This is a genomic window from Burkholderia sp. SIMBA_062, assembly GCF_046534765.1.
GTDB lineage: Bacteria > Pseudomonadota > Gammaproteobacteria > Burkholderiales > Burkholderiaceae > Burkholderia > Burkholderia ambifaria.
Genome location: NZ_JAWRYD010000011.1, coordinates 160,817 through 181,224, shown reverse-complemented (window position 1 = coordinate 181,224; position 20,408 = coordinate 160,817). Strand labels below are relative to the sequence as shown.

16 protein-coding genes are annotated in these 20,408 nt (G+C 68.2%); 11 read left to right on the top strand and 5 right to left on the bottom strand.

Annotated features, from left to right (window positions below; translation table 11 throughout):
* Window positions 1–93: 93 nt before the first annotated feature.
* Window positions 94–2,448: an ATP-dependent DNA helicase RecG gene (gene recG, locus SB786_RS14665; RefSeq protein WP_410728054.1), complete on the bottom strand. Its 2,355-nt coding sequence runs from the start codon at window positions 2,446–2,448 to the stop codon at window positions 94–96.
* Window positions 2,449–2,615: 167 nt separating this feature from the next.
* Here recG and queA point away from each other — a divergent pair, with 167 nt between their 5' ends.
* From queA to secF, 5 genes are all read left to right on the top strand, one after another.
* On the top strand, window positions 2,616–3,683 hold the full coding sequence (gene queA / locus SB786_RS14660) for a tRNA preQ1(34) S-adenosylmethionine ribosyltransferase-isomerase QueA (RefSeq protein WP_410728053.1): 1,068 nt from the start codon (window positions 2,616–2,618) through the stop codon (window positions 3,681–3,683).
* A 207-nt stretch (window positions 3,684–3,890) separates the two neighbouring features.
* Entirely contained in the window at window positions 3,891–5,078 is a 1,188-nt protein-coding gene (tgt, locus tag SB786_RS14655) for a tRNA guanosine(34) transglycosylase Tgt (protein WP_410728052.1), read from the top strand.
* Between the two features lie 282 nt (window positions 5,079–5,360).
* Complete coding sequence (gene yajC, locus SB786_RS14650; RefSeq protein WP_410728051.1) at window positions 5,361–5,684, top strand: preprotein translocase subunit YajC; 324 nt, start codon at window positions 5,361–5,363, stop codon at window positions 5,682–5,684.
* A gap of 106 nt (window positions 5,685–5,790) precedes the next feature.
* Window positions 5,791–7,812, top strand: a complete 2,022-nt coding sequence (gene secD, locus SB786_RS14645) for a protein translocase subunit SecD (protein ID WP_410728050.1) — start codon at window positions 5,791–5,793, stop codon at window positions 7,810–7,812.
* An 18-nt stretch (window positions 7,813–7,830) separates the two neighbouring features.
* Window positions 7,831–8,781 (top strand): protein translocase subunit SecF, encoded by a 951-nt coding sequence (gene secF, locus SB786_RS14640; RefSeq protein WP_410728049.1) that lies wholly within the window; start codon window positions 7,831–7,833, stop codon window positions 8,779–8,781.
* A gap of 99 nt (window positions 8,782–8,880) precedes the next feature.
* On the opposite strand, the gene SB786_RS14635 is transcribed toward secF, so the two are convergent.
* From SB786_RS14635 to SB786_RS14620, 4 genes are all read right to left on the bottom strand, one after another.
* A complete protein-coding gene (locus tag SB786_RS14635) occupies window positions 8,881–10,158 on the bottom strand; it encodes an MFS transporter (RefSeq protein WP_410728048.1) in 1,278 nt (425 codons plus the stop codon).
* Window positions 10,159–10,351: 193 nt separating this feature from the next.
* Window positions 10,352–10,933 carry a YceI family protein gene (locus SB786_RS14630; RefSeq protein WP_012363124.1) on the bottom strand — a complete coding sequence of 194 codons (582 nt, stop codon included), beginning with the start codon at window positions 10,931–10,933 and terminating at the stop codon, window positions 10,352–10,354.
* A 65-nt stretch (window positions 10,934–10,998) separates the two neighbouring features.
* Window positions 10,999–11,559, bottom strand: a complete 561-nt coding sequence (locus SB786_RS14625) for a YceI family protein (RefSeq protein WP_006760289.1) — start codon at window positions 11,557–11,559, stop codon at window positions 10,999–11,001.
* 8 nt (window positions 11,560–11,567) lie between these two features.
* The gene (locus SB786_RS14620) at window positions 11,568–12,128 is read right to left on the bottom strand and encodes a cytochrome b (protein WP_410728047.1); all 561 of its coding nucleotides are present in this window, start codon (window positions 12,126–12,128) and stop codon (window positions 11,568–11,570) included.
* A gap of 258 nt (window positions 12,129–12,386) precedes the next feature.
* Here SB786_RS14620 and SB786_RS14615 point away from each other — a divergent pair, with 258 nt between their 5' ends.
* The 6 genes from SB786_RS14615 (at window position 12,387) to SB786_RS14590 (ending at window position 20,101) form a co-directional block, all read left to right on the top strand.
* Window positions 12,387–13,049 (top strand): paraquat-inducible protein A, encoded by a 663-nt coding sequence (locus SB786_RS14615; RefSeq protein ID WP_410728046.1) that lies wholly within the window; start codon window positions 12,387–12,389, stop codon window positions 13,047–13,049.
* Window positions 13,046–13,675: a paraquat-inducible protein A gene (locus tag SB786_RS14610; RefSeq protein ID WP_006755489.1), complete on the top strand. Its 630-nt coding sequence runs from the start codon at window positions 13,046–13,048 to the stop codon at window positions 13,673–13,675. The genes SB786_RS14615 and SB786_RS14610 overlap by 4 nt, the downstream gene beginning before the upstream one ends.
* The gene (locus SB786_RS14605) at window positions 13,668–15,287 is read left to right on the top strand and encodes an intermembrane transport protein PqiB (RefSeq protein ID WP_006760293.1); all 1,620 of its coding nucleotides are present in this window, start codon (window positions 13,668–13,670) and stop codon (window positions 15,285–15,287) included. The genes SB786_RS14610 and SB786_RS14605 overlap by 8 nt, the downstream gene beginning before the upstream one ends.
* A complete protein-coding gene (locus SB786_RS14600; protein WP_410728045.1) occupies window positions 15,284–16,012 on the top strand; it encodes a membrane integrity-associated transporter subunit PqiC in 729 nt (242 codons plus the stop codon). Before SB786_RS14605 ends, SB786_RS14600 begins: the two co-directional genes overlap by 4 nt.
* A 502-nt stretch (window positions 16,013–16,514) precedes the next feature.
* Window positions 16,515–18,638: a site-specific recombinase gene (locus SB786_RS14595; RefSeq protein WP_410728044.1), complete on the top strand. Its 2,124-nt coding sequence runs from the start codon at window positions 16,515–16,517 to the stop codon at window positions 18,636–18,638.
* Between the two features lie 164 nt (window positions 18,639–18,802).
* Window positions 18,803–20,101, top strand: a complete 1,299-nt coding sequence (locus tag SB786_RS14590) for a class I SAM-dependent RNA methyltransferase (protein ID WP_410728043.1) — start codon at window positions 18,803–18,805, stop codon at window positions 20,099–20,101.
* Window positions 20,102–20,408: the final 307 nt, after the last annotated feature.

The following is a 20,408-nucleotide window of genomic DNA, read 5'->3' as shown; positions in this document are numbered from 1 at the left end:
CCGATTCGCCAAGTTTCTCAGTATCGCAATGCGCGGAGCCGGCGGCGAATTTCGACTTCAAATCCGACCCTGAATGCGTCGATCATGCATCGATCACGCCTTCAGATACTGCTCCCGTGCGCCAAGCCAGCGGGCGAGATGCTGCGTGACGACGTCGGGATACGCGGCGATCAGTCGCGCCGCCGCGTCGCGGGCCGGGTCGATCAGCCAGCCGTCGGTCTCGAGGTTCGCGAAGCGCAGCATCGCCGCGCCCGACTGGCGCGCGCCGAGGAATTCGCCGGGGCCGCGGATCTCGAGGTCGCGCCGCGCGATCTCGAAGCCGTCGGTCGTCTCGCGCATCGTCTTCAGCCGCTCGCGGCCGGTGAGCGACAACGGGCCCGTGTACAGCAGCACGCACACCGATGCCGCGGTGCCGCGCCCGACCCGGCCGCGCAACTGGTGCAGCTGCGCGAGGCCGAAGCGCTCCGCGTGCTCGATCACCATCAGCGACGCGTTCGGCACGTCGACGCCGACCTCGATCACGGTCGTCGCGACGAGCAGTTGCACCTCGTTGCGCGTGAAGGCTTCCATCACGGCTGCCTTGTCGGCCGGCGACAGCCTTCCGTGCACGAGCCCGACCTTCAATTCGGGCAGGGCCGTGGCCAGCGTCTCGTAGGTCTCGACGGCCGTCTGCAACTGCAGCGTCTCGCTCTCCTCGATCAGCGGACACACCCAGTACACCTGGCGGCCGGTCAGCGCGGCCTCGCGCACGCGCGCGATCACCTCCTCGCGCCGCGCGTCGCCGACGAGGCGCGTCAGCACCGGCGTGCGGCCCGGCGGCAGCTCGTCGATCGTCGACACCTCGAGATCCGCGTAATACGTCATCGCAAGCGTGCGGGGAATCGGCGTGGCCGACATCATCAGCTGATGCGGCTGGAAATCGCGCGCGCCGTTGGCCGCGTTCGCGGCCTTCGCCCGCAGCGCGAGACGCTGCTCGACGCCGAAGCGGTGCTGCTCGTCGACGATCACGAGGCCGAGCCGCGCGAATTCGACCGTGTCCTGGATGATCGCGTGCGTGCCGATCACGAGCTGCGCGGTGCCGAGCGCCGCGGCCTCGATCGCCGCGCGCTTCTCCTTCGCCTTCAGGCTGCCCGCGAGCCACGCGACCGTCACGCCGAGCGGCTCGAGCCATGCGCGCAGCTTGCGCGCGTGCTGTTCCGCGAGGATTTCGGTCGGCGCCATCAGCGCGGCCTGGTAGCCGGCATCGATCGCTTGCGTCGCGGCCAGCGCGGCGACGACTGTCTTGCCGCTGCCGACGTCGCCCTGCAGCAGTCGCTGCATCGGGTGCGCGAGCGTGAGGTCGTGCGCGATCTCGTCGACGACGCGCGCCTGCGCGCCCGTCAGCGTGAACGGCAGCGCCGCGTAGAGGCGCGTCGTCAGCGCGTCGGCATCGGTCGCGGCGCGGCGCGGCATCGCGGGCGCCGCGCGCGTGCGGCGCTCCTCGTGCGCGCGCTTGAGCGACAGCTGCTGCGCGAGCAGCTCCTCGAACTTGATGCGCGTCCACGCCGGATGCGAGCCGTCCATCAGCGCGGCTTCGTCGGAATCGACGGCCGGGTGGTGCAGGATCCGCACGGCCTGCGCGAGCGTCGGCACGCCGAGCGGCTTCAGGTAGTCGCGCTCGATCTCGGGCGGCAGCAGCTCGGGCAGCGGCGTGCGCTCGACCGCGTTCTCGATCGCCTTGCGCAGATACGCCTGCGACACGCCGGCCGTGCTCGGATAGACGGGCGTGAGCACCTGCGGCAGCGGCGCATCGGCTTCGACCACGCGCACGGCCGGATGCACCATCTCCATCCCGAAGAAGCCGCCGCGCACATCGCCGCGCACGCGCAGCCGCTGACCGACGGCCATCTGCTTGACCTGCGAGCCGTAGAAATTCAGGAAGCGCAGCACGAGCTGCTCGCCGTCGTCGTCCTGGATCTTCACGACGAGCTGGCGGCGCGGCCGGTACGCGACCTCGTTGTCGAACACGACGCCCTCGGTCTGCGCGATGCCGCCCGGCAGCAGTTCGCCGATCGGCGTGAGCGTGGTTTCGTCCTCGTAGCGCATCGGCAGATGCAGCACGAGATCGATCGAACGCGTGAGGCCGAGCTTCGCGAGCTTGTCGGCGGTCTTCACGGGTTTGTCGGCGGCCGGCTTCTTCTTGCGCTTCGCGCCGGGTGCATCGGTTACGCCGGACGCCGCCGCGCCCGCTTCGTCGCCGCCGGCGCCCGCTTCGACGTCGGGCGCGGCGGCGGCCGGCTGCGCGAGCCGCCCGTCGGCGCCGCGCTTCGGCCCCGCGCGCCGCGGCGCCGCGCGCGCCTCGGAACCGCGCTCCGCCGCGCTTCGCGCGGGTAACGCGGCATCGTCCGCGTCGAACGGATCGGCGGAATCGGCAACGGCAGCGGAGGAACGGCGTGGTGACACAGGCATCGGATCGTCTGGGTGCTTCGCAAGGCAAGTACAATAGCGGCTTTCACGTCGTCCGAACGAACGACGCCGGTCAGGCCGCGCATCCCGTCATCATAGCGGCTCGCGCGCCCCATTCATGCGTTTCCGCCCTGTCGGCGGCGCCCGCCGGCCGTTTCGAACCAGCCCGCATGTTCACGCTTTCCGATTTCGATTTCAATCTGCCACCCGAGCTGATTGCGCAAACCGCGCTGCCCGAGCGCACCGCGAGCCGCCTGCTCGAGGTCGACCCCAGCGTCGAGCCCGCGCGCCTCGTCGACCGCAACTTCGCCGAGCTGCCGTCGTGCATCGCGCCCGGCGACCTGCTCGTGTTCAACGATACCAGGGTGCTGAAGGCGCGTTTCTTCGGCCAGAAGGCCAGCGGCGGCAGGATCGAGGTGCTGATCGAGCGCGTGACCGGCACGCATACGGCGCTCGCGCAGATCCGCGCGAGCAAGTCGCCGGGCGCCGGCACGACGCTGCGCCTCGCCGACGCGTTCGACGTGACGGTCGGCGAGCGCGTCGAACCGTTCTTCACGCTGCACTTCCCGCAGCCGTGCCTCACGCTGATCGAGCAGCACGGCCGCCTGCCGCTGCCGCCGTACATCGAGCACGACGCCGACGCGAACGACGAGACGCGCTACCAGACCGTCTACGCGAGCAACCCGGGCGCGGTCGCGGCGCCGACGGCCGGGCTCCATTTCGACCTGCCGCTGCTCGAGAAGCTCGACGCGATGGGCGTCGAGCGCGCCACGCTGACGCTGCACGTGGGCGCCGGCACGTTCCAGCCGGTGCGCGTCGATAACATCGCCGAGCACCGGATGCACAGCGAGTGGTACGACCTGCCGCAGTCGCTCGTCGACAAGATCGCCGCGACCCGCGCGCGCGGCGGCAACGTGATCGCGGTCGGCACGACGTCGATGCGCGCGCTCGAAGCCGCGGCGCGCAGCGCCGACGAAGCGGGCCGCCCGCTCGCGGCGACGCAGGCCGAGACCGACATCTTCATCACGCCCGGCTACCGCTTCCGGGTCGTCGACCGGCTCGTCACGAACTTCCACCTGCCGAAGTCGACGCTGCTGATGCTGGTGTCCGCGTTCGCGGGCGTCGAGACGATCCGCGCCGCCTACCGGCACGCGATCGACGAACGCTATCGCTTCTTCAGCTACGGCGACGCGATGCTGCTCACGCGGCGCGACACGCCGGAGGCACCGCAAGCGTAAGCGCGACGGGCGCGACGGTCCCGCACCGCATGCCCGTCGCCCCCGATTTCCCGCTGTGCGCGCCACGCTGGCCCGCACCCGCTTTTCCCGCCGCCGGGCACCCGGCGGCCTGTGCAACATGCGCCGGACTTGCGATCCGGAGTCAGCGCTTCAGCGCATACTCCGGTCGCATGCAACGCTTTTTCCGGTGGCAAGGAGAATGACGCGATGACCGAAGGTTCATCCCACGATACGCACGCGCCCGTGCAGGCGCGCCCGGCCAACGGGCTCGAATTCGAACTGCTGACGACCGACGGCCATGCACGCCGCGGCCGCGTGAAGCTCAACCACGGCGTGGTCGAGACGCCGATCTTCATGCCGGTCGGCACGTACGGCACGGTGAAGGCGATCCAGCCGCGCGAGCTGCACGAGATCAAGGCCCAGATCATCCTCGGCAACACGTTCCACCTGTGGCTGCGCCCGGGCCTCGACACGATCGACGCGCACGGCGGCCTGCACGGCTTCATGGGCTGGAACAAGCCGATCCTCACCGACTCGGGCGGTTTCCAGGTGTTCTCGCTCGGCGACCTGCGCAAGATCACCGAGGACGGCGTCACGTTCGCGTCGCCGATCAACGGCGACAAGCTGTTCCTGTCGCCGGAAGTGTCGATGCAGATCCAGAAGGTGCTGAACTCCGACATCGTGATGCAGTTCGATGAATGCACGCCGTACGCGACCAACGGCGTGCCGACGACGCACAAGGAAGCGGCCGACTCGATGCGCATGTCGCTGCGCTGGGCGAAGCGCTCGCTCGACGAGTTCGACCGGCTCGGCAACCCGAACGCCCTCTTCGGGATCGTCCAGGGCGGGATGTTCGAAGACCTTCGCGACGAATCGCTCGCGGGCCTCGCCGAACTCGGCTTCCACGGCCTCGCGATCGGCGGGCTGTCGGTGGGTGAGCCGAAGGAAGACATGATGCGCGTGCTGCGGCACGTCGGCCCGAAGCTGCCAGCCAACAAGCCGCACTACCTGATGGGCGTCGGCACGCCGGAAGACCTGGTCGAGGGCGTCGCGAACGGCATCGACATGTTCGACTGCGTGATGCCGACCCGCAACGCGCGCAACGGCTGGCTGTTCACGCGCTTCGGCGACGTGAAGATCCGCAACGCGACGCACAAGAATTCGCTGAAGCCGCTCGATGCGAGCTGCACCTGCTACACGTGCCAGAACTTCTCGCGCGGCTACCTGCATCACCTGCACCGTGTCGGCGAAATCCTCGGCGCGCAGCTCAACACGATCCACAACCTGCACTACTACCTGCAGCTGATGGGCGAGATCCGCGACGCGATCGAAACCCATACGTTCGACGCATTCCGCCAGCGCTTCGCGGAGGATCGTGCGAGAGGGGTCGACTGACGCGGGCAGCGGCCCGCACCGCTGCCCGCCCCGCTGCCCGTCACATGGGACAAGTACTAAATAACGCGTCCCACGTGCCGGTAGGACATGTACTAAATAACGCATTCCACGTGCCGGGCACGATCGCCAAACATTACAATCGCCTTTCCAGACAAGTCGCAACGGTGCGGGTTCATGCTTTAACGGCTTGATCCGAAAGCGCATTTGCCGCGCCGTTTGCGCATGGGGCCGGTGGTAGAATAACCGGCTTATTTTTCGATCTTCCCCTACGGAGAGACCAACGTGCCGTTCATTTCCAATGCCTTCGCGCAAGGCGCCGGTGGCGCCGAATCGAGCCTGATGAGCTTCCTGCCGCTCATCCTGATGTTCGCGGTGCTGTACTTCATCATGATCCGTCCGCAGATGAAGCGTCAGAAGGAACACCGCAACATGCTCGCGGCCATGGCGAAGGGCGACGAAGTCGTCACGAGCGGCGGCGTCGTCGGCAAGGTGACGAAGGTCACCGAAGGCTACATCGGCGTCGAAATCGCCGAAGGCACCGAAATCACCGTGCAGAAGGCCGCCGTCACGACCATTCTGCCGAAGGGCACGATCAAGTCGCTGTAAGGCTTTCACCGAGCGTCCGGCTCCCCGCGCCGTGCCCGCCTGAGAGAGCGGGCCGCCGCGGCGCCGGACGCGACGCTTTCACGCCAACCACCCGTTCGGCCCCCTCATGAATCGTTATCCACTCTGGAAATATGTCGTGATGGTCGTGGCGCTCGCCATCGGCTTTCTGTACACATTGCCCAACTTCTTCGGCGAAGCGCCGGCGGTGCAGGTGTCGAGCGGCAAGGCCACGGTCAAGCTCGACTCGACCACGCTGACCCAGGTCGAATCCGCGCTCGCGTCCGCGCAGATCAAGCCGGACGACATCACCTTCGAGAACACCGCGGCCAACGCGAACATCCGCGTGCGCCTGAAGGACACCGATACGCAGCTGCGCGTCAAGGACCTGCTGCAGAAATCGCTGAACGCCGATCCGAACGATCCGCAGTACGTCGTCGCACTGAACCTGCAGAGCGCGTCGCCGCGCTGGCTGACCGCATTGCACGCACTGCCGATGTATCTCGGCCTCGACCTGCGCGGCGGTGTCCACTTCCTGCTCCAGGTCGACATGACGGGCGCACTGACGAAGAAGCTCGACTCCGACGCATCCGACGCGCGCGCGCTGCTGCGCGACCGGAACATCCGCGACGGCGGCGTGAGCCGCGTCGATCAGTCCGTCGTCATCAACTTCAGCGATGCGCAAACGGCCGAAGACGCCCGCAAGGTGCTCGCCGCGTCGGTCACCGAACTGCAATGGGCGACCCAGCCCGGCGGCGGCGGCGTGCAGGTCGTCGGCACGTTCACGCCGGCCGTGCAGAAGTCCGTCGAGGACGCCGCGCTCAAGCAGAACCTGACGACGCTCCACAACCGCGTGAACGAACTCGGCGTGTCCGAGCCGATCCTGCAGCAGCAAGGCAGCGACCGCATCGTCGTCGAACTGCCGGGCGTGCAGGACACCGCGAAGGCGAAGGACATCATCGGCCGCACCGCGACGCTCGAGGCGCGCCTCGCCGATCCGATCAACACGCACCCGAACCCGAACGACCCCGTGCCGCCGGGCGAGGAGCTGTTCACGCAGGGCAACCAGGCGCCCGTGCTGCTGAAGAAGGAAGTGATCTTCACCGGCGACCGCATCATCGATGCGTCGGCCGGCTTCGACGAACACCAGCGTCCGTCGGTCAACATCCGCCTCGACTCGGCGGGCGGCCGCTCGGTGCGCACGGTGTCGCGCGAGAACATCGGCAAGCCGATGGCGATGGTGCTGTTCGAGAAGGGCAAGGGCGAAGTGCTGACGGTCGCGACGATCCAGTCCGAGCTCGGCGACCGCTTCCAGATCACGGGCCAGCCGACGCCGCAGGCAGCGGCCGACCTCGCGCTGCTGCTGCGCGCCGGTTCGCTCGCCGCACCGATGGACATCATCGAGGAACGCACGATCGGCCCGAGCCTCGGCGCGGACAACATCAAGATGGGCGTCCACTCGGTGATCTGGGGCTTCTGCGCGATCGCCGCGTTCATGATCGCGTACTACATGCTGTTCGGCGTGATCTCCGTGATCGGCCTGTCGGTGAACCTGCTGCTGCTCGTCGCGGTGCTGTCGCTGATGCAGGCGACGCTGACGCTGCCGGGTATCGCGGCAATCGCGCTCGCGCTCGGCATGGCGATCGACTCGAACGTGCTGATCAACGAGCGCGTGCGTGAAGAACTACGCGCCGGCCAGCCGCCGCAGCTCGCGATCCAGTCCGGCTACGCGCATGCGTGGGCGACGATTCTCGACTCGAACGTCACGACGCTGATCGCCGGCCTCGCGCTGCTTGCGTTCGGCTCGGGCCCGGTTCGCGCGTTCGCGATCGTGCACTGCCTCGGCATCCTGACGTCGATGTTCTCCGCGGTGTTCTTCTCGCGCGGGCTCGTCAACCTCTGGTACGGCGGCCGCAAGAAACTGAAGTCGCTCGCGATCGGCCAGGTGTGGAGGCCGGAAGGCGCCGCAGCCGGCGCATCGTTCACCGCGGCCGACGAATCGACCGACACGGCGCGCGCCGCGAAGCTCGGCGCCCCCGCGAAGGGCAATGCACCGCGCGCCGGCAAGCCGCAGCTGCGCAACCGCGCGCAGCAAGGCGTGTCGCCGAAGAAACCGGGCTCGACCCAATAAGGCCCCGGAGACGAAGCCATGGAATTTTTCCGCATCCGTAAAGACATTCCGTTCATGCGGCACGCGCTGGTGTTCAACGTGATCTCGCTGGTCACGTTCCTCGCCGCCGTGTTCTTCCTGTTCCACCGCGGGCTGCACCTGTCCGTCGAATTCACCGGCGGTACGGTGATCGAGGTCCAGTACCAGCAGGCCGCTCAGCTCGAACCCGTGCGCGCCACGCTCGGCAAGCTCGGCTACGCCGATGCGCAGGTGCAGAACTTCGGCACGTCGCGCAACGTGCTGATCCGCCTGCAGCTGAAGGAAGGCCTCACGTCCGCGCAGCAGAGCGATCAGGTGATGACCGCACTGAAGGCGCAGAGCCCCGACGTGTCGCTGCAGCGCGTCGAGTTCGTCGGCCCGCAGGTCGGCCGCGAGCTCGCGACCGACGGTCTCCTCGCGCTCGCGTGCGTCGTGATCGGCATCGTGATCTACCTGTCGATCCGCTTCGAATGGAAGTACGCGGTCGCCGGCATCATCGCGAACCTGCACGACGTCGTCATCATTCTCGGCTTCTTCGCGTTCTTCCAGTGGGAGTTCTCGCTGGCGGTGCTCGCGGCGATCCTCGCGGTGCTCGGCTACTCGGTCAACGAGTCGGTCGTCGTCTTCGACCGGATCCGCGAAACGTTCCGCCGCGAACGCAGGATGAGCGTGCCGGAAGTGATCAACCACGCGATCACGACCACGATGTCGCGCACGATCATCACGCACACGTCGACGGAAATGATGGTGCTGTCGATGTTCTTCTTCGGCGGCCCGACGCTGCACTACTTCGCGCTCGCGCTGACGGTCGGCATCATGTTCGGCATCTACTCGTCGGTGTTCGTCGCGGGCTCGCTCGCGATGTGGCTCGGCATCAAGCGCGAAGACCTGATCAAGGAAAAGAAGGGCGCACACGATCCGGACGATCCGAACGCGGGCGCGCAGGTTTGAGCCCGCGCCGTTTCGGCTGATACCAGAAGGCCGGTCCCTCGTGGACCGGCCTTTTTTCTTGCGCGTGGCGCTCGACGCTCCGCCCGCGTCACCGCAACTTCACCGGAACCCGAACCGCCGCCGCAGCACGACCAGCGCCGCGAGGCTCAACACGGCCGCGAACATCAGGTAGAAGCTCGGCGCGGTCTTCATCCCGGTCGCACGGATCAGCCACGCGATGATGAACGGCCCGAAGCCGCCGAAGATCGTCACCGCGACGTTATACGCGAGCGACATCCCGGTCGTGCGCGTCTGCACCGGAAACACTTCGGACAGCAGGCCCGGCAACGCCGCGAAATAGCCGGTCATCAGGAACGCGAGCAGCACCTGCAGCGCGATCAGCGTGCCGAAGCCCGGATGCGCGACCAGGTACGCGAACGCCGGATAGATCAGCACGAGAATGCCGAGCGCCGGCGCGATCATCACGCGCACGCGGCCGTAGCGATCCGACCAGTGGCCGACGAGCGGCGCGAACGCCATCTGGATCACGCCGACGACGAGAATCGCCGCGAACGCGGCCGACGGCGCGAGGCCGAGCTGCTTCACGCCGTAGGTCGGCATGAACAGCACGAGATAGGTCGCGACGGTGCCGAGCACGACCACGCCCATCGCGGCGACGAGCCGCGCCTTGTGCGACGCGAACGTGTCGCGCAACGGGGTCGCGGTGCTTTCGGCCGCGAGGAATTCGGGCGTCTCGTCGACCTTCGAGCGGATGTAGTACGCGACGGGCCCGAGCAGCAGCCCGAAGAAGAACGGAATGCGCCAGCCCCACGCGGCCATCTGGTCGGCCGTGAGCTGCGCGTTCAGCACGGTGCCGAAACCGGCGGCAAGCAGTGTCGTGAGGCCCTGGCTCGCGACCTGCCAGCTCGCGAAGAAGCCGCGCCGGGCCGGCACGTGCTCGGCCAGGAACGCGGTCGCGCTGCCGAATTCGCCGCCCGCAGAGAACCCCTGCATCAGCCGCGCGGCGACGAGGATCACCGGCGCCGCGACGCCGATCGTCCGGTAGGTCGGCAGCACCGCGATGACGAGCGTGCCGACCATCATCAGCAGGATCGACAGCGTGAGTGCGGCCTTGCGCCCCGCGCGGTCGGCGTACGCGCCGAGCACGATCGCGCCGAGCGGCCGCATGAAGAACGACACGCCGAACGTGCCGAGCGTGAGCAGCAGCGACACGGTGTCGTTGCCGGCCGGGAAGAACAGCTTCGAGATCGTCACCGCGAAGAAGCCGTAGGCGACGAGGTCGAACCACTCGAGCGCGTTGCCGATCGACGCGGCGACCACCGCGCGCCACACGCGCGGCGACGAGGCAATGGAGCGGGACTGCGTGACGGCGTGCATCGGCGATCTCCTTGTCGTTGTACGTTCTGTTCGAGGCGGCCGGTGTCGCGCCGTCGGCCTGCCCGGCGCCGCATGGCCGCATGCTGCGCTCGGGCGATTATAGGCGCGCAAAAAAAACCGCCGCGACCCGGTAACGGGAGCGCGGCGGTTTGCCTGCGTGGGCCGGCACGATGGCCGGCCTCGCCGGGGAGTCTTACTGCTGCTTGACGGCTTCAGCCGTGATCAGCAGCTTCGTCTTCATCTTGAAGCCGTATTGCTTGCCGTAGTCGAGGCCGAAATCGTCGCGGCTGAATTCGCCGACCGCGTCGACGCCGCACACTTCACGCTTGAGCATCGGGTGCGGCATGCACTTGAACGAGTCGATCTTCAGCGTGACCGGCTTCGTGACGCCATGCAGCGTCAGGTTGCCGACCACCGACACGGGCTTGTCGCCGTCGAACTTGATCGTGCCCTTGTAGTTCGCCTGCGGGAACTTGGCGGCGTCGAAGAATTCGCCCGTCTGCAGGTGCTCGTCGAGCTTCGTGCTGCCCGTGTGGATCGACGCGATGTCGGTCGTCACGTCGACCGTACCGGTCTTCGCCGCGCGGTCGAGCGTCACGGTGCCGCTCGACTTGTCGAACTTGCCGCGCCAGACCGACAGGCCGCCAAAGTGGTCGGCCTCGAAGCTCGGGTACGTGTGGCTCGGGTCGAACTGGTACGTCGCGGTGTCGGCGAATGCCGAGAACGACAGCGAAGCGGCCAGCGCGCCGGCGGCGATGATCAGATGCTTTTTCAAACTCATTCTCCTTTGAACAGCGCCGCGCCCGCGCGCGGCATTCGGGTAATGCAACAGCGCGCCACTTACTTCGTGGCGACGAGATGGAACTTGATCTGCACTTCGTCGGCGACGATCGACGTGTCCTTCCACTCGCCGGTGCCGACGTTGAACGCCGAACGCTTGATCGGCAATACGCCGTCGAAGGTCTGCGTCGCGCCGCTCTGCGTGACCGTGACGGGCACCGTGACGGTCTCGGATTTGCCCTTGATCGTCAGCTTGCCGGTCACGTTGTACTTGTTGCCGCCCGCCGGCGCGATCGCCGACGACGCGAAGGTCGCCTGCGGATACGTCTTCGCGTCGAACCAGTCCTTGCCCGCGACCTGGTCGTTGTACATCTTGTCGCCCAGGTCGAAGCTCGCGATATCGATCGTCATCTGCGCGCTGCCCTGCGCGGCCTTCGCCGGGTCGAACTTCACCTGCGCGGAGAACTTCTTGAATGCGCCTTCGGTCGGCACGTTCATCTGCTTGGACACGGCGGACACCTTGCTCTTCGCGAGATCGACGTCGGCGTGCGCCGCACCCGACGCGACAAGCGCCACCGCGGCGAACGCGGTCAGCATGGAGCGGGAGAAAGACACTTTCATGGGATCCTTCATTTGGCAAAGGGAAGCATCCGCGACAGCAGGCCGTCGCGGTCCAACAACTGGTGCTTGAGCGCCGCGAGCACGTGCAGCGAAACGAGCGCAAGCAAAATGTAATTCAAGGACACATGAAGCGTCTTGAACGTTTCCTTCAACACCGGATCGGGATCGATCAGGCGCGGCAACGGCACGATGCCGAGGTAGACGACCGGGATGTTCGACGCCGAGCTGTACAGGTAGCCGGTAATCGGGATCACGAGCATCAGCACGTACAGCAGGACGTGCACGCCGTGCGACGCCGCCCGCTGCCATGCCGGCGTATTGCCCGGCAGTGCCGGCGACGCATGGGTCGCACGCCACAGCACGCGCACGACGGCCAGCGCGAACGCCGTCACGCCGATCCACTTGTGCCACGAGAAATACTTCAGCTTGGTCGGCGTGAAACCGGGGATGTCCGTCATCACCCAGCCGAGCGCGAAGCCGCAGATGATCAGCAGCGCGATCAGCCAGTGCAGCGCGATCGCGGTCTGCGTGTAACGTGCCGGCCGGGCCGGCAGCGAATTCGATGCCATCTTGGTTTCCTCAGTTGAGCGAACGGCCGCGCCGGTAAATTCGTCCGACGCTTGCCACGGCCGCCATGCTACCGCAACCTTTTGTCCTGCGCGGACTCTGAGGACAGGCGCGCCAGCCGGCCGCCATGCTCACGCCATGTTACCGATCGGTCACCCGATAGCGGAACATTGACGCGCCGAAAGAGCCGTTTTGGTAAGATTGGCGCGGGTTTCGGCCCCGTCGGCGTACGTTTCTGCCGTCACGCAACCGCCTCCTCCATGCAACGATACGACCTGATTGCCTGCCACGAATGCGACGCACTGTTGCATAAACCGCGCCTGAGCGGTCGCGAAATCGCGCGCTGTCCGCGCTGCGACGCACTGCTCTACCGCAACAGCACCACACAGATCGAGCGCATCAGCGCGCTCGCGGTCGCGGCACTGGTCACGTTCGTCATCGCGCAGACGTTCCCGATCCTCGAGATGGACCTGAACGGCACGCGCGTGCAGACGACCTTGATCGGCGCGATCGAGTCGCTGTGGCACCAGGGCATGGAAGTCGTCGGTGTCATGGTGTTCTGCTCGACCGTGCTGTTTCCGCTCGTCGAGATGGCCGCGCTGCTTTACGTGCTGCTGCCGATCCGCCGCGGCGTCGTGCCGCCGGGCCTCAACCTGGTGCTGCGCACGATCCAGCTCGTGCGGCCGTGGGGGATGATCGAGGTATTGATGCTCGGCATCGTCGTGACGATCGTGAAGATGGTGAGCCTCGCGCGCGTCGTGCCCGACGCCGCGCTGTTCGCGTTCGGCGCGCTCACGCTGATGACCGCCGTCGTGCTGATGTTCGATCCGCGCACGCTGTGGGACATCGCCGACGAACTGCGCGCCGGCCGCGCGCCCGGGCGGCCCGACGCCGCCGCGCCGCCGCAAGACCCGCGCCGATGACGACGCCGAACGCGGCCCGCGAGGGCTACGCCAGCTGCCACGCATGCGGGCTCGTGCAGACGATCGATCATCCGCATGCGCGTTGCGCGCGCTGCGGCAGCACGCTCCATTTCCGTACGCCGGACAGCATCATGCGCACCTGGGCGCTGCTGCTCGCGGCCGCGATCCTCTATATCCCGGCGAACCTGCTGCCGATCATGCGCACCTCGTCGATCGTCGGCTCGCAGGAAGACACGATCATGAGCGGCGTCATCTATTTCTGGACGTCGGGCGACTGGCCGCTCGCCGTCGTCGTGTTCGTCGCCAGCATTCTCGTGCCGATGCTCAAGCTCGGCGTGCTGCTGATCCTCGTGATCAGTTCGCAGCGCCGCACCACGTGGCGGCCGCTGCAGCGCACGCGGCTGTACCGGATCGTCGAGCGGATCGGCCGCTGGTCGATGCTCGACATCTTCGTCGTGACGCTGACCGTCGCGCTCGTCCATTTCCGTTCGCTCGCCGTCATCACGGCCGGCCCCGGCGCACTCGCGTTCGGCTCGGTCGTGATCCTGACGATGCTCGCGTCGATGCAGTTCGATCCCCGCCTGATCTGGGATCCAGTCGAAACCTCAGGGAAACACCATGAATAGTCCGCAAGGCCCGCAGCACGACGCGTCCCGGCCGCCCGACCCGTCGATCTCGACGAAAAGCGGCTGGCTGCCGTCGCTCGTCTGGCTCGTGCCGCTGATCGCCGCGCTGATCGGCATCGGCCTCGTCGTCAAGTCCGTGCGCGAACGCGGCCCGGAAATCTCGATCAGCTTCCACAGCGCGGAAGGCCTCGAGCCGGGCAAGACGCAGGTCAAGTACAAGGACGTCGAGATCGGCATGGTCAAGACGATCAAGCTGTCGAAAGACCTGTCGCGCGTGCTCGTCCAGGTGCAATTGAAGAAGGAAGCCGAGGACTTCGCCGTCAAGGGCTCGCGCTTCTGGGTCGTGCGTCCGCGCGTCGGCGCGACCGGCGTGTCGGGGCTCGGCACGCTGCTGTCGGGCGCGTATATCGGCGTCGACGGCGGCCACGGGCAGGACACGCAGACCGACTTCACCGGGCTCGAATCCCCGCCGGCCGTGACCGGCGACCAGAAGGGCACGCAGTACGTGCTGCGCGGCGATTCGCTCGGCTCCGTCGACATCGGCTCGCCGGTTTACTACCGCCGCGTGCAGGTCGGACAAGTGGTCGGCTTCTCCCTCGACAAGGACGGCACGGGCGTCACCTTCAACGTGTTCGTCAATGCACCGTACGACCAGTACGTCGGCGTGAACTCGCGCTGGTGGCAGGCGAGCGGCGTCGATCTGCGGCTCGATTCGAGCGGCCTGAAGCTGAACACGCAGTCGCTCGCGACGGTGATCCTCGGCGGCATCGCGTTCCAGACGCCGCCCAACCAGGGCACCGGTGCGACCGCGCCGAACAACACGACCTTCCGCCTCGGCTCCGACGAGGGCGACGCGATGCGCGATCCGGACGGCCAGCCGCTGCAGGTCGTGATGAACTTCAACCAGTCGCTGCGCGGGCTCGCCGTGGGCGCGCCGGTCGACTTCCGCGGCATCGTGCTCGGCGAAGTGACGAACATCGGCATCGACTACGATCCGAAGACCAAGAACTTCCTGATGCCGGTCACGATGAACGTGTATCCGGAGCGGCTCGGCCGGCGGTTCCGCGAAACCATCGAGAGCCAGGGCGAACCGGCCCGCCGCGACATCGTCGAGCGCCTCGTCAAGCACGGGCTGCGCGGCCAGCTGCGCACCGGCAACCTGCTGACGAGCCAGCTGTACGTCGCGCTCGACTTCTTCCCGAAGGCGCCGCCCGCGACGATCGACACCACACGCCAGCTGCTGGAGCTGCCGACGGTGCCGAACACGCTCGACGAGCTGCAGCTGCAGGTCGCCGACATCGCGAAGAAGCTCGACAAGGTGCCGTTCGACCAGATCGGCGCGAACCTGAACAGCGCGCTGTCGAACGCCGACAAGCTGTTCAAGCAGCTCGACACGCAGATCGCGCCGCAAGCGCGCGACACGCTGTCGGCCGCGAAGCAGACCTTCTCGACCGCCGAGGCGACGCTGCAGCAGGATTCGCCGCTGCAGTCCGACGTGCGCGGCGCGCTGAAGGAGCTCACGCGCACGCTGCAATCCCTGAACGCGCTCGCCGACTATCTGGAGCGCCACCCCGAATCGCTGCTCAAGGGCAAGCCAGGAGACCAACAATGACGACACGCGTGAACGGTTTCGCGAGCGGCGCGGCGGCGGCTTTCGCCGTGCTCGCGCTCGCCGCGTGCAGCTCGCCGCCCGCGCGGTTCTACACGCTGAGCCCGGCCGGCGCCACGACCACCGTGCGCACCGCGCCGGCCAACCCGCCCTTCCTGATCGAGGTGCCGTCCGTCGGCGTGCCCGAACAGGTCGCGAAGAACCAGCTCGTCGTACAGAAGAACGCCGCGCAGGTCGACGTGCTCGAACAGGAGCGCTGGGCCGCGCCGCCCGCCGACGAGATCCGCCGCGCGCTGTCCGACGATCTCGCCGCGCAGCTCGGCACGATCGACGTCGCGAATTCCGCGTACCCGGTCGGCGTGCCCGTCTATCGGATCAGCGTGAACCTACAGCGCTTCGATTCCTGGCCGGGCAAGCGTGCGGCGATCGATGCGGTGTGGAGCGTGCGCGCGCTCGGCACGCAGGCGGTGATGACGTGCCGCACGAGCGTCGCGGAACCAGTCGGGGATGGCTACGACGCGCTCGTCGCCGGCCACCGGCGCGCGCTCGACGTGATTGCGTCGCAGGCTGCGTCCGGCGTGCGCGCGATGGCCGCGCAGCGCGATGCGATGGCGACGGCCACGCGGACCGCGTCGGCCAAGGCAACGGCCACCGCGCCCGTGCTGCCCTGTCCGGCCAATCCGACGCCCGGCGGCGACGCGGGCACGAGCGGCAAGTCCGGCGCGTAAGCGTGCGGCGCGCGGGCTGGCGTCCGGTGTATTCGCACCGGCCACCGCATTCGGCACGCGCCGCCCGATAGCGCTCATCGGCGGCGATCCGCGTGCGCGCCGCCGCGCACGCGCGCGCGCTGCCATCGCCGAGCAGCCGCCCCCGCGCACCCTCCATCGGCCGGACGGCCGCTTTGCACTGTTTGTCAAAATCCGCCGGAACCGGCGCCACGCCATACGGTCGACTTGCGTTTTCGCGCCCGATTGACGATCCTACGCACTTTCCGGCTCGCGCCGCCTGTCGTGCGCGCCAGCCGGCGGCGATCCGCCCGTGTCCGGTCCGGTCGCCGCGTCTCCCGGGCGCCCGCACGCGATCCGCGTGCACCGCGTCGCGGCAGCCGCATCGCGGGTCGCCGCGTATTTTCCGGCCCCAGACCAGCCTTACCGTTCCCCCGGCGCCGTGCCGTGTCGTTTCCGGCCGGCACCCCGAAACCGCCCGTCCAGGGCTTTCGCTATTCCGTTTATGTTTCGTTCCCTGACGACCCTGATCAAGAAGTGGCGCGCGTCGCGCAGTACGGGCCACCAGCTCGACGCGCTGCTCGCGCATGCCGACGCAAACGCGTCGTACGCCGAGCGCAGCGAATGGCTGATCGAGCTCGCGCACTGGCTGCGCCGCAGCGGCACGATGCAGGCCGCGCCGGACGCGACGACCGAGCACGACGCCGACACGCGCACCTATCCGGCACACGCGCGGCTGCGCTACCTGTTCCACGTGCTCGACCGCAATCCCGTGTGGAAATCGCACGCGGCGCGCATCCTGCGCGGGATCCTGCGCGAATGCGACGGCATCTCGCTGCTGTGCGACGCGGGGATGCCGGTGCATTCCGGCTTCTTCGGCGCGCTGTTCGAGCGGATCGACTCGTCGCTGATCCCGCCCGCGCCGAACCGCCGCGAGCTGACCGCGCTGTTCACGCTGATGTTCCCGGCGCCGGAAGACGCGCAATGGATCGACGCGCTGCCCGACGACCTGCTCGCCCGCCTCGCCGATCTGAACGCGTACGACGTCACCGACGAAGAACGCCATGAGCCCGGCTCGTTCTCGCGCGACCTGCTGGCCGCGCTGCACAACCTGACCTGCCAGATCAGCTCGACCGGCCTGTCGCAGACGGTGCGCAACCGCCTGTCCGACGACGACGCGCGCAAGCCGCTCGAAACGCAGCCGTTCTACCGCCTCACGCGCGCGATGCTCGCGGTCGAGACCGCGCACGCGGCCGTCGAGGACGGCGGCGATTCGAGCAAGCTGCTGCACGAGGTGAACTATCTGCGCGTGCTGCTCGACGAATGCCGGACCGCGGTCGACGACGTGTTCTCGCACCTGTACCGCAACGGCGTGTCGGTCGACATCGTGTTCCAGGTCGAACGGATGCGCATGCGCATCCTGCGCGCCGAAACGCTGCTCAACGCCTGGATGGCGCGCGACGACCTGCATGGCATGGCGCGCCTGACGGCCGAGCTCGTCGATGCGAACCAGAACAGCCAGAGCGTGTCGCACCTCGTGCGCAGCAACTTCTCGCTGTTCGCGCGCAAGCTGGTCGAGACCAACGCGGACACCGGCGAGCACTACATCTCGCGCGGCCGCGCCGAATACCTGAAGATGCTGCGGATGGCCGCGGGCGGCGGCCTCGTCACCGTCGCGACCGTGTGCGTGAAGTTCGCGATCACCGGCGCGCACCTGCAGTCGGTGCTCGAAGGGTTGCTCGCGGGCATCAACTACGCGGCGAGCTTCATGCTGATGCACTTCCTGCACTTCACGCTCGCGACCAAGCAGCCCGCGATGACCGCGCCGACGCTCGCGCGCGAGCTCGACGCAACCGGTCACGACGAAGGCGTGAAGGCGTTCGTCGCGTCGGTGATCGCGCTGATCCGCACGCAGGCGGCGGCGATCTGCGGCAACGTGCTCGTCGTGCTGCCCGTGTGCCTGCTCGTGCAGCTGTTCGCGGGCCACCTGCTGCACGGCAACCTGATCTCGCCGGAAAAGGCGCACGCAACGCTGCATTCGTTCTCGCTGCTGGGCCCGACGCCGTTCTATGCCGCGCTCACGGGCGTGCTGCTGTGGTCGTCGAGCCTGCTCGCGGGCTGGGCCGACAACTGGTTCGTGCTGCACCGGGTCGGCGACGCGCTCACGTACAACCGCCGGCTGCGGCTCACGCTCGGCGCGTCGGGCGCCGCGAAGCTCGCGCATTTCTGCCGGTCGAACGTCGCGGGCGTGGTCGCGAACGTCGGCCTCGGCCTGATGCTCGGCCTGGTGCCGGCGATCGTCACCGTGTTCCTGTTCCCGTTCGAGGTGCGGCACGTGACGCTGTCGGCCGGCTCGATCGGGATCGCGCTCGGCGTGCTCGGCAAGGACGCGCTGAGTACGCCGGAGCTGTGGTGGGCCTGCGCCGGCGTGCTGAGCATGGCGATCCTCAACGTGCTCGTGAGCTTCGCGCTCGCGTTCACGATGGCCGTGCGCTCGCGCAGCCTGCGCCGCGCCAAGGTGCGCGCGCTGGTCGGCGCGATCGTCCGCACGGTGCTGTCGAAGCCGTCCGCGCTGTTCTGGCCGGCCGGCGCCCCGGCCGCGCGGGCCGGCCAGCCGGACTCGCACTGACCGCGCGACGGTAGCGCGGCGCCCGCCAGGGCGCCGCCGCGCGGACTGCCCGGCCCGCGGGCGCGCCGGCGCACGCGCGCCGGCGTCCCGAATCGGACGCAACACCGGCCGCGGCCGCCCGCGCCGCGTACAATGGTGGACTTTTGCACGCCCTCACCCGCCTTATGTCCTCGCCCACCCTGTACGAATTCTTCGCTCCCTGCCCGCGCGGCCTCGAAGCGGTGCTTGCCGCCGAGCTGGCCGAAATCGCCGGCCGCCATCTGGACGGCGCGCCGTTCACTGCGGGCGCGCAGGTGCCGGGCGGCGTTCATTTCCGCGGCGGCTGGGCCGCCGGCATGGCCGCGAACCTCCATTCGCGGATTGCCAGCCGGATCCTGCTGAAGATCGCGCACCGCCCGTACCGCAACGAACAGGACGTCTACGCGCTCGCGCTCGAGCAGCCGTGGGAACGCTGGTTCGCCGCGACGCAGACGCTGCGCATCGACATCACCGCGATCAAGTCGCCGCTGAAGAGCCTCGAATTCACGACGCTGCGCGTGAAGGACGCGATCTGCGACCGGATGCGCGAGAAGACCGGCGCGCGACCGAGCATCGACACCGGCGCGCCGGACGTGCGCGTGTTCGCGTTCCTGACGGCCACCGAGTGCACGCTGTACCTCGATACGTCGGGCGAGCCGCTGTTCAAGCGCGGCTGGCGCCTCGACAAGGGTGCGGCGCCGCTGCGCGAGAACCTCGCGGCCGGCATCCTGCGCCTGACGGGCTGGACGCCCGGCACCGCGCTGTACGACCCGATGTGCGGCAGCGGCACGTTCCTGGCGGAAGCCGCGCAGATCGCGCTCGGCGTCGCGCCGGGCGTCGAGCGCCGCTTCGGCTTCGAAAAGCTCAAGCAGTACGACATCACCGCATGGCAGGGCCTGAAGGTCCCGGCGCTCGACGCGAAGCGCGCGGCGCGCGGCAAGCGCGAGGCGCTCGGCGTGTACGGCAGCGACATCTCCGGCGACATGCTCGAGAAGGCGCGCGCGAACCTCGAGCGTGCGGGCGTACCGTCGGTGTGGCTCAAGCAGGTCGACGCGCGCGGCATGACGCCGCCGTGCGACGGCCCGGGCATCATCCTCGCGAACCCGCCGTACGGCGAGCGGATCGAGGTGCGCGGCCGCAGTGCGCGCGGCGAGGTACGCGAGACGGGCCGCAACCGCGACAACGACGACGCATTCCGCCGCACCCACACCGACGCGCCGGACAGCGAGTTCTTCAACGCGCTCGGCGATGCGCTCAAGCAGCGCTTCACGGGCTGGCAGGCGTTCCTGCTGACGTCGGACCGGTCGCTGCCGGGCCTGCTGCGCCTGCGCGAGTCGGCGAAGACGCCGCTGTTCAACGGCGCGCTCGAATGCCGGCTGTTCCGCTTCGACCTGATCGCCGGCAGCGTGAAGGCACGCCCGGCCGCGCCGGAAGGCGACGCCTGACACGCGAAGCGGCCGCTGCGGCCGCCTGCTGACACCCTGACGACGCCCGGCATCCGCCGGGCGTTTTTCGTTGCGCGGCGGCGATGCGCGCCGATGCGCGGCGGTGCTACGGCCGCCGCGCTTCGATCCGCCGTCGATCCGCTCGTCCCACACGGTGCCGCCCGGCCGGGACGCCGGCGAAGCCGCCGAAGCCGCCTTTCGTCAGCACCGCCATGACTACTGACAGCACGCTGTCAGCAGCGTCCGATCACACTGCAATCCCGGCGCAATGCAAGGCTGGTTTCCATCAACAACCCGAACAAGACAA

Coding starts and splice junctions, on each gene's coding strand:
- recG (WP_410728054.1), bottom strand. CDS start 2,448: ATGCCTGTGTCACCACGCCGTTCCTCCGCTGCCGTTGCCGATTCCGCC.
- queA (WP_410728053.1), top strand. CDS start 2,616: ATGTTCACGCTTTCCGATTTCGATTTCAATCTGCCACCCGAGCTGATT.
- tgt (WP_410728052.1), top strand. CDS start 3,891: ATGACCGAAGGTTCATCCCACGATACGCACGCGCCCGTGCAGGCGCGC.
- secD (WP_410728050.1), top strand. CDS start 5,791: ATGAATCGTTATCCACTCTGGAAATATGTCGTGATGGTCGTGGCGCTC.
- secF (WP_410728049.1), top strand. CDS start 7,831: ATGGAATTTTTCCGCATCCGTAAAGACATTCCGTTCATGCGGCACGCG.
- SB786_RS14635 (WP_410728048.1), bottom strand. CDS start 10,158: ATGCACGCCGTCACGCAGTCCCGCTCCATTGCCTCGTCGCCGCGCGTG.
- SB786_RS14625 (WP_006760289.1), bottom strand. CDS start 11,559: ATGAAAGTGTCTTTCTCCCGCTCCATGCTGACCGCGTTCGCCGCGGTG.
- SB786_RS14620 (WP_410728047.1), bottom strand. CDS start 12,128: ATGGCATCGAATTCGCTGCCGGCCCGGCCGGCACGTTACACGCAGACC.
- SB786_RS14615 (WP_410728046.1), top strand. CDS start 12,387: ATGCAACGATACGACCTGATTGCCTGCCACGAATGCGACGCACTGTTG.
- SB786_RS14610 (WP_006755489.1), top strand. CDS start 13,046: ATGACGACGCCGAACGCGGCCCGCGAGGGCTACGCCAGCTGCCACGCA.
- SB786_RS14605 (WP_006760293.1), top strand. CDS start 13,668: ATGAATAGTCCGCAAGGCCCGCAGCACGACGCGTCCCGGCCGCCCGAC.
- SB786_RS14600 (WP_410728045.1), top strand. CDS start 15,284: ATGACGACACGCGTGAACGGTTTCGCGAGCGGCGCGGCGGCGGCTTTC.
- SB786_RS14595 (WP_410728044.1), top strand. CDS start 16,515: ATGTTTCGTTCCCTGACGACCCTGATCAAGAAGTGGCGCGCGTCGCGC.
- SB786_RS14590 (WP_410728043.1), top strand. CDS start 18,803: ATGTCCTCGCCCACCCTGTACGAATTCTTCGCTCCCTGCCCGCGCGGC.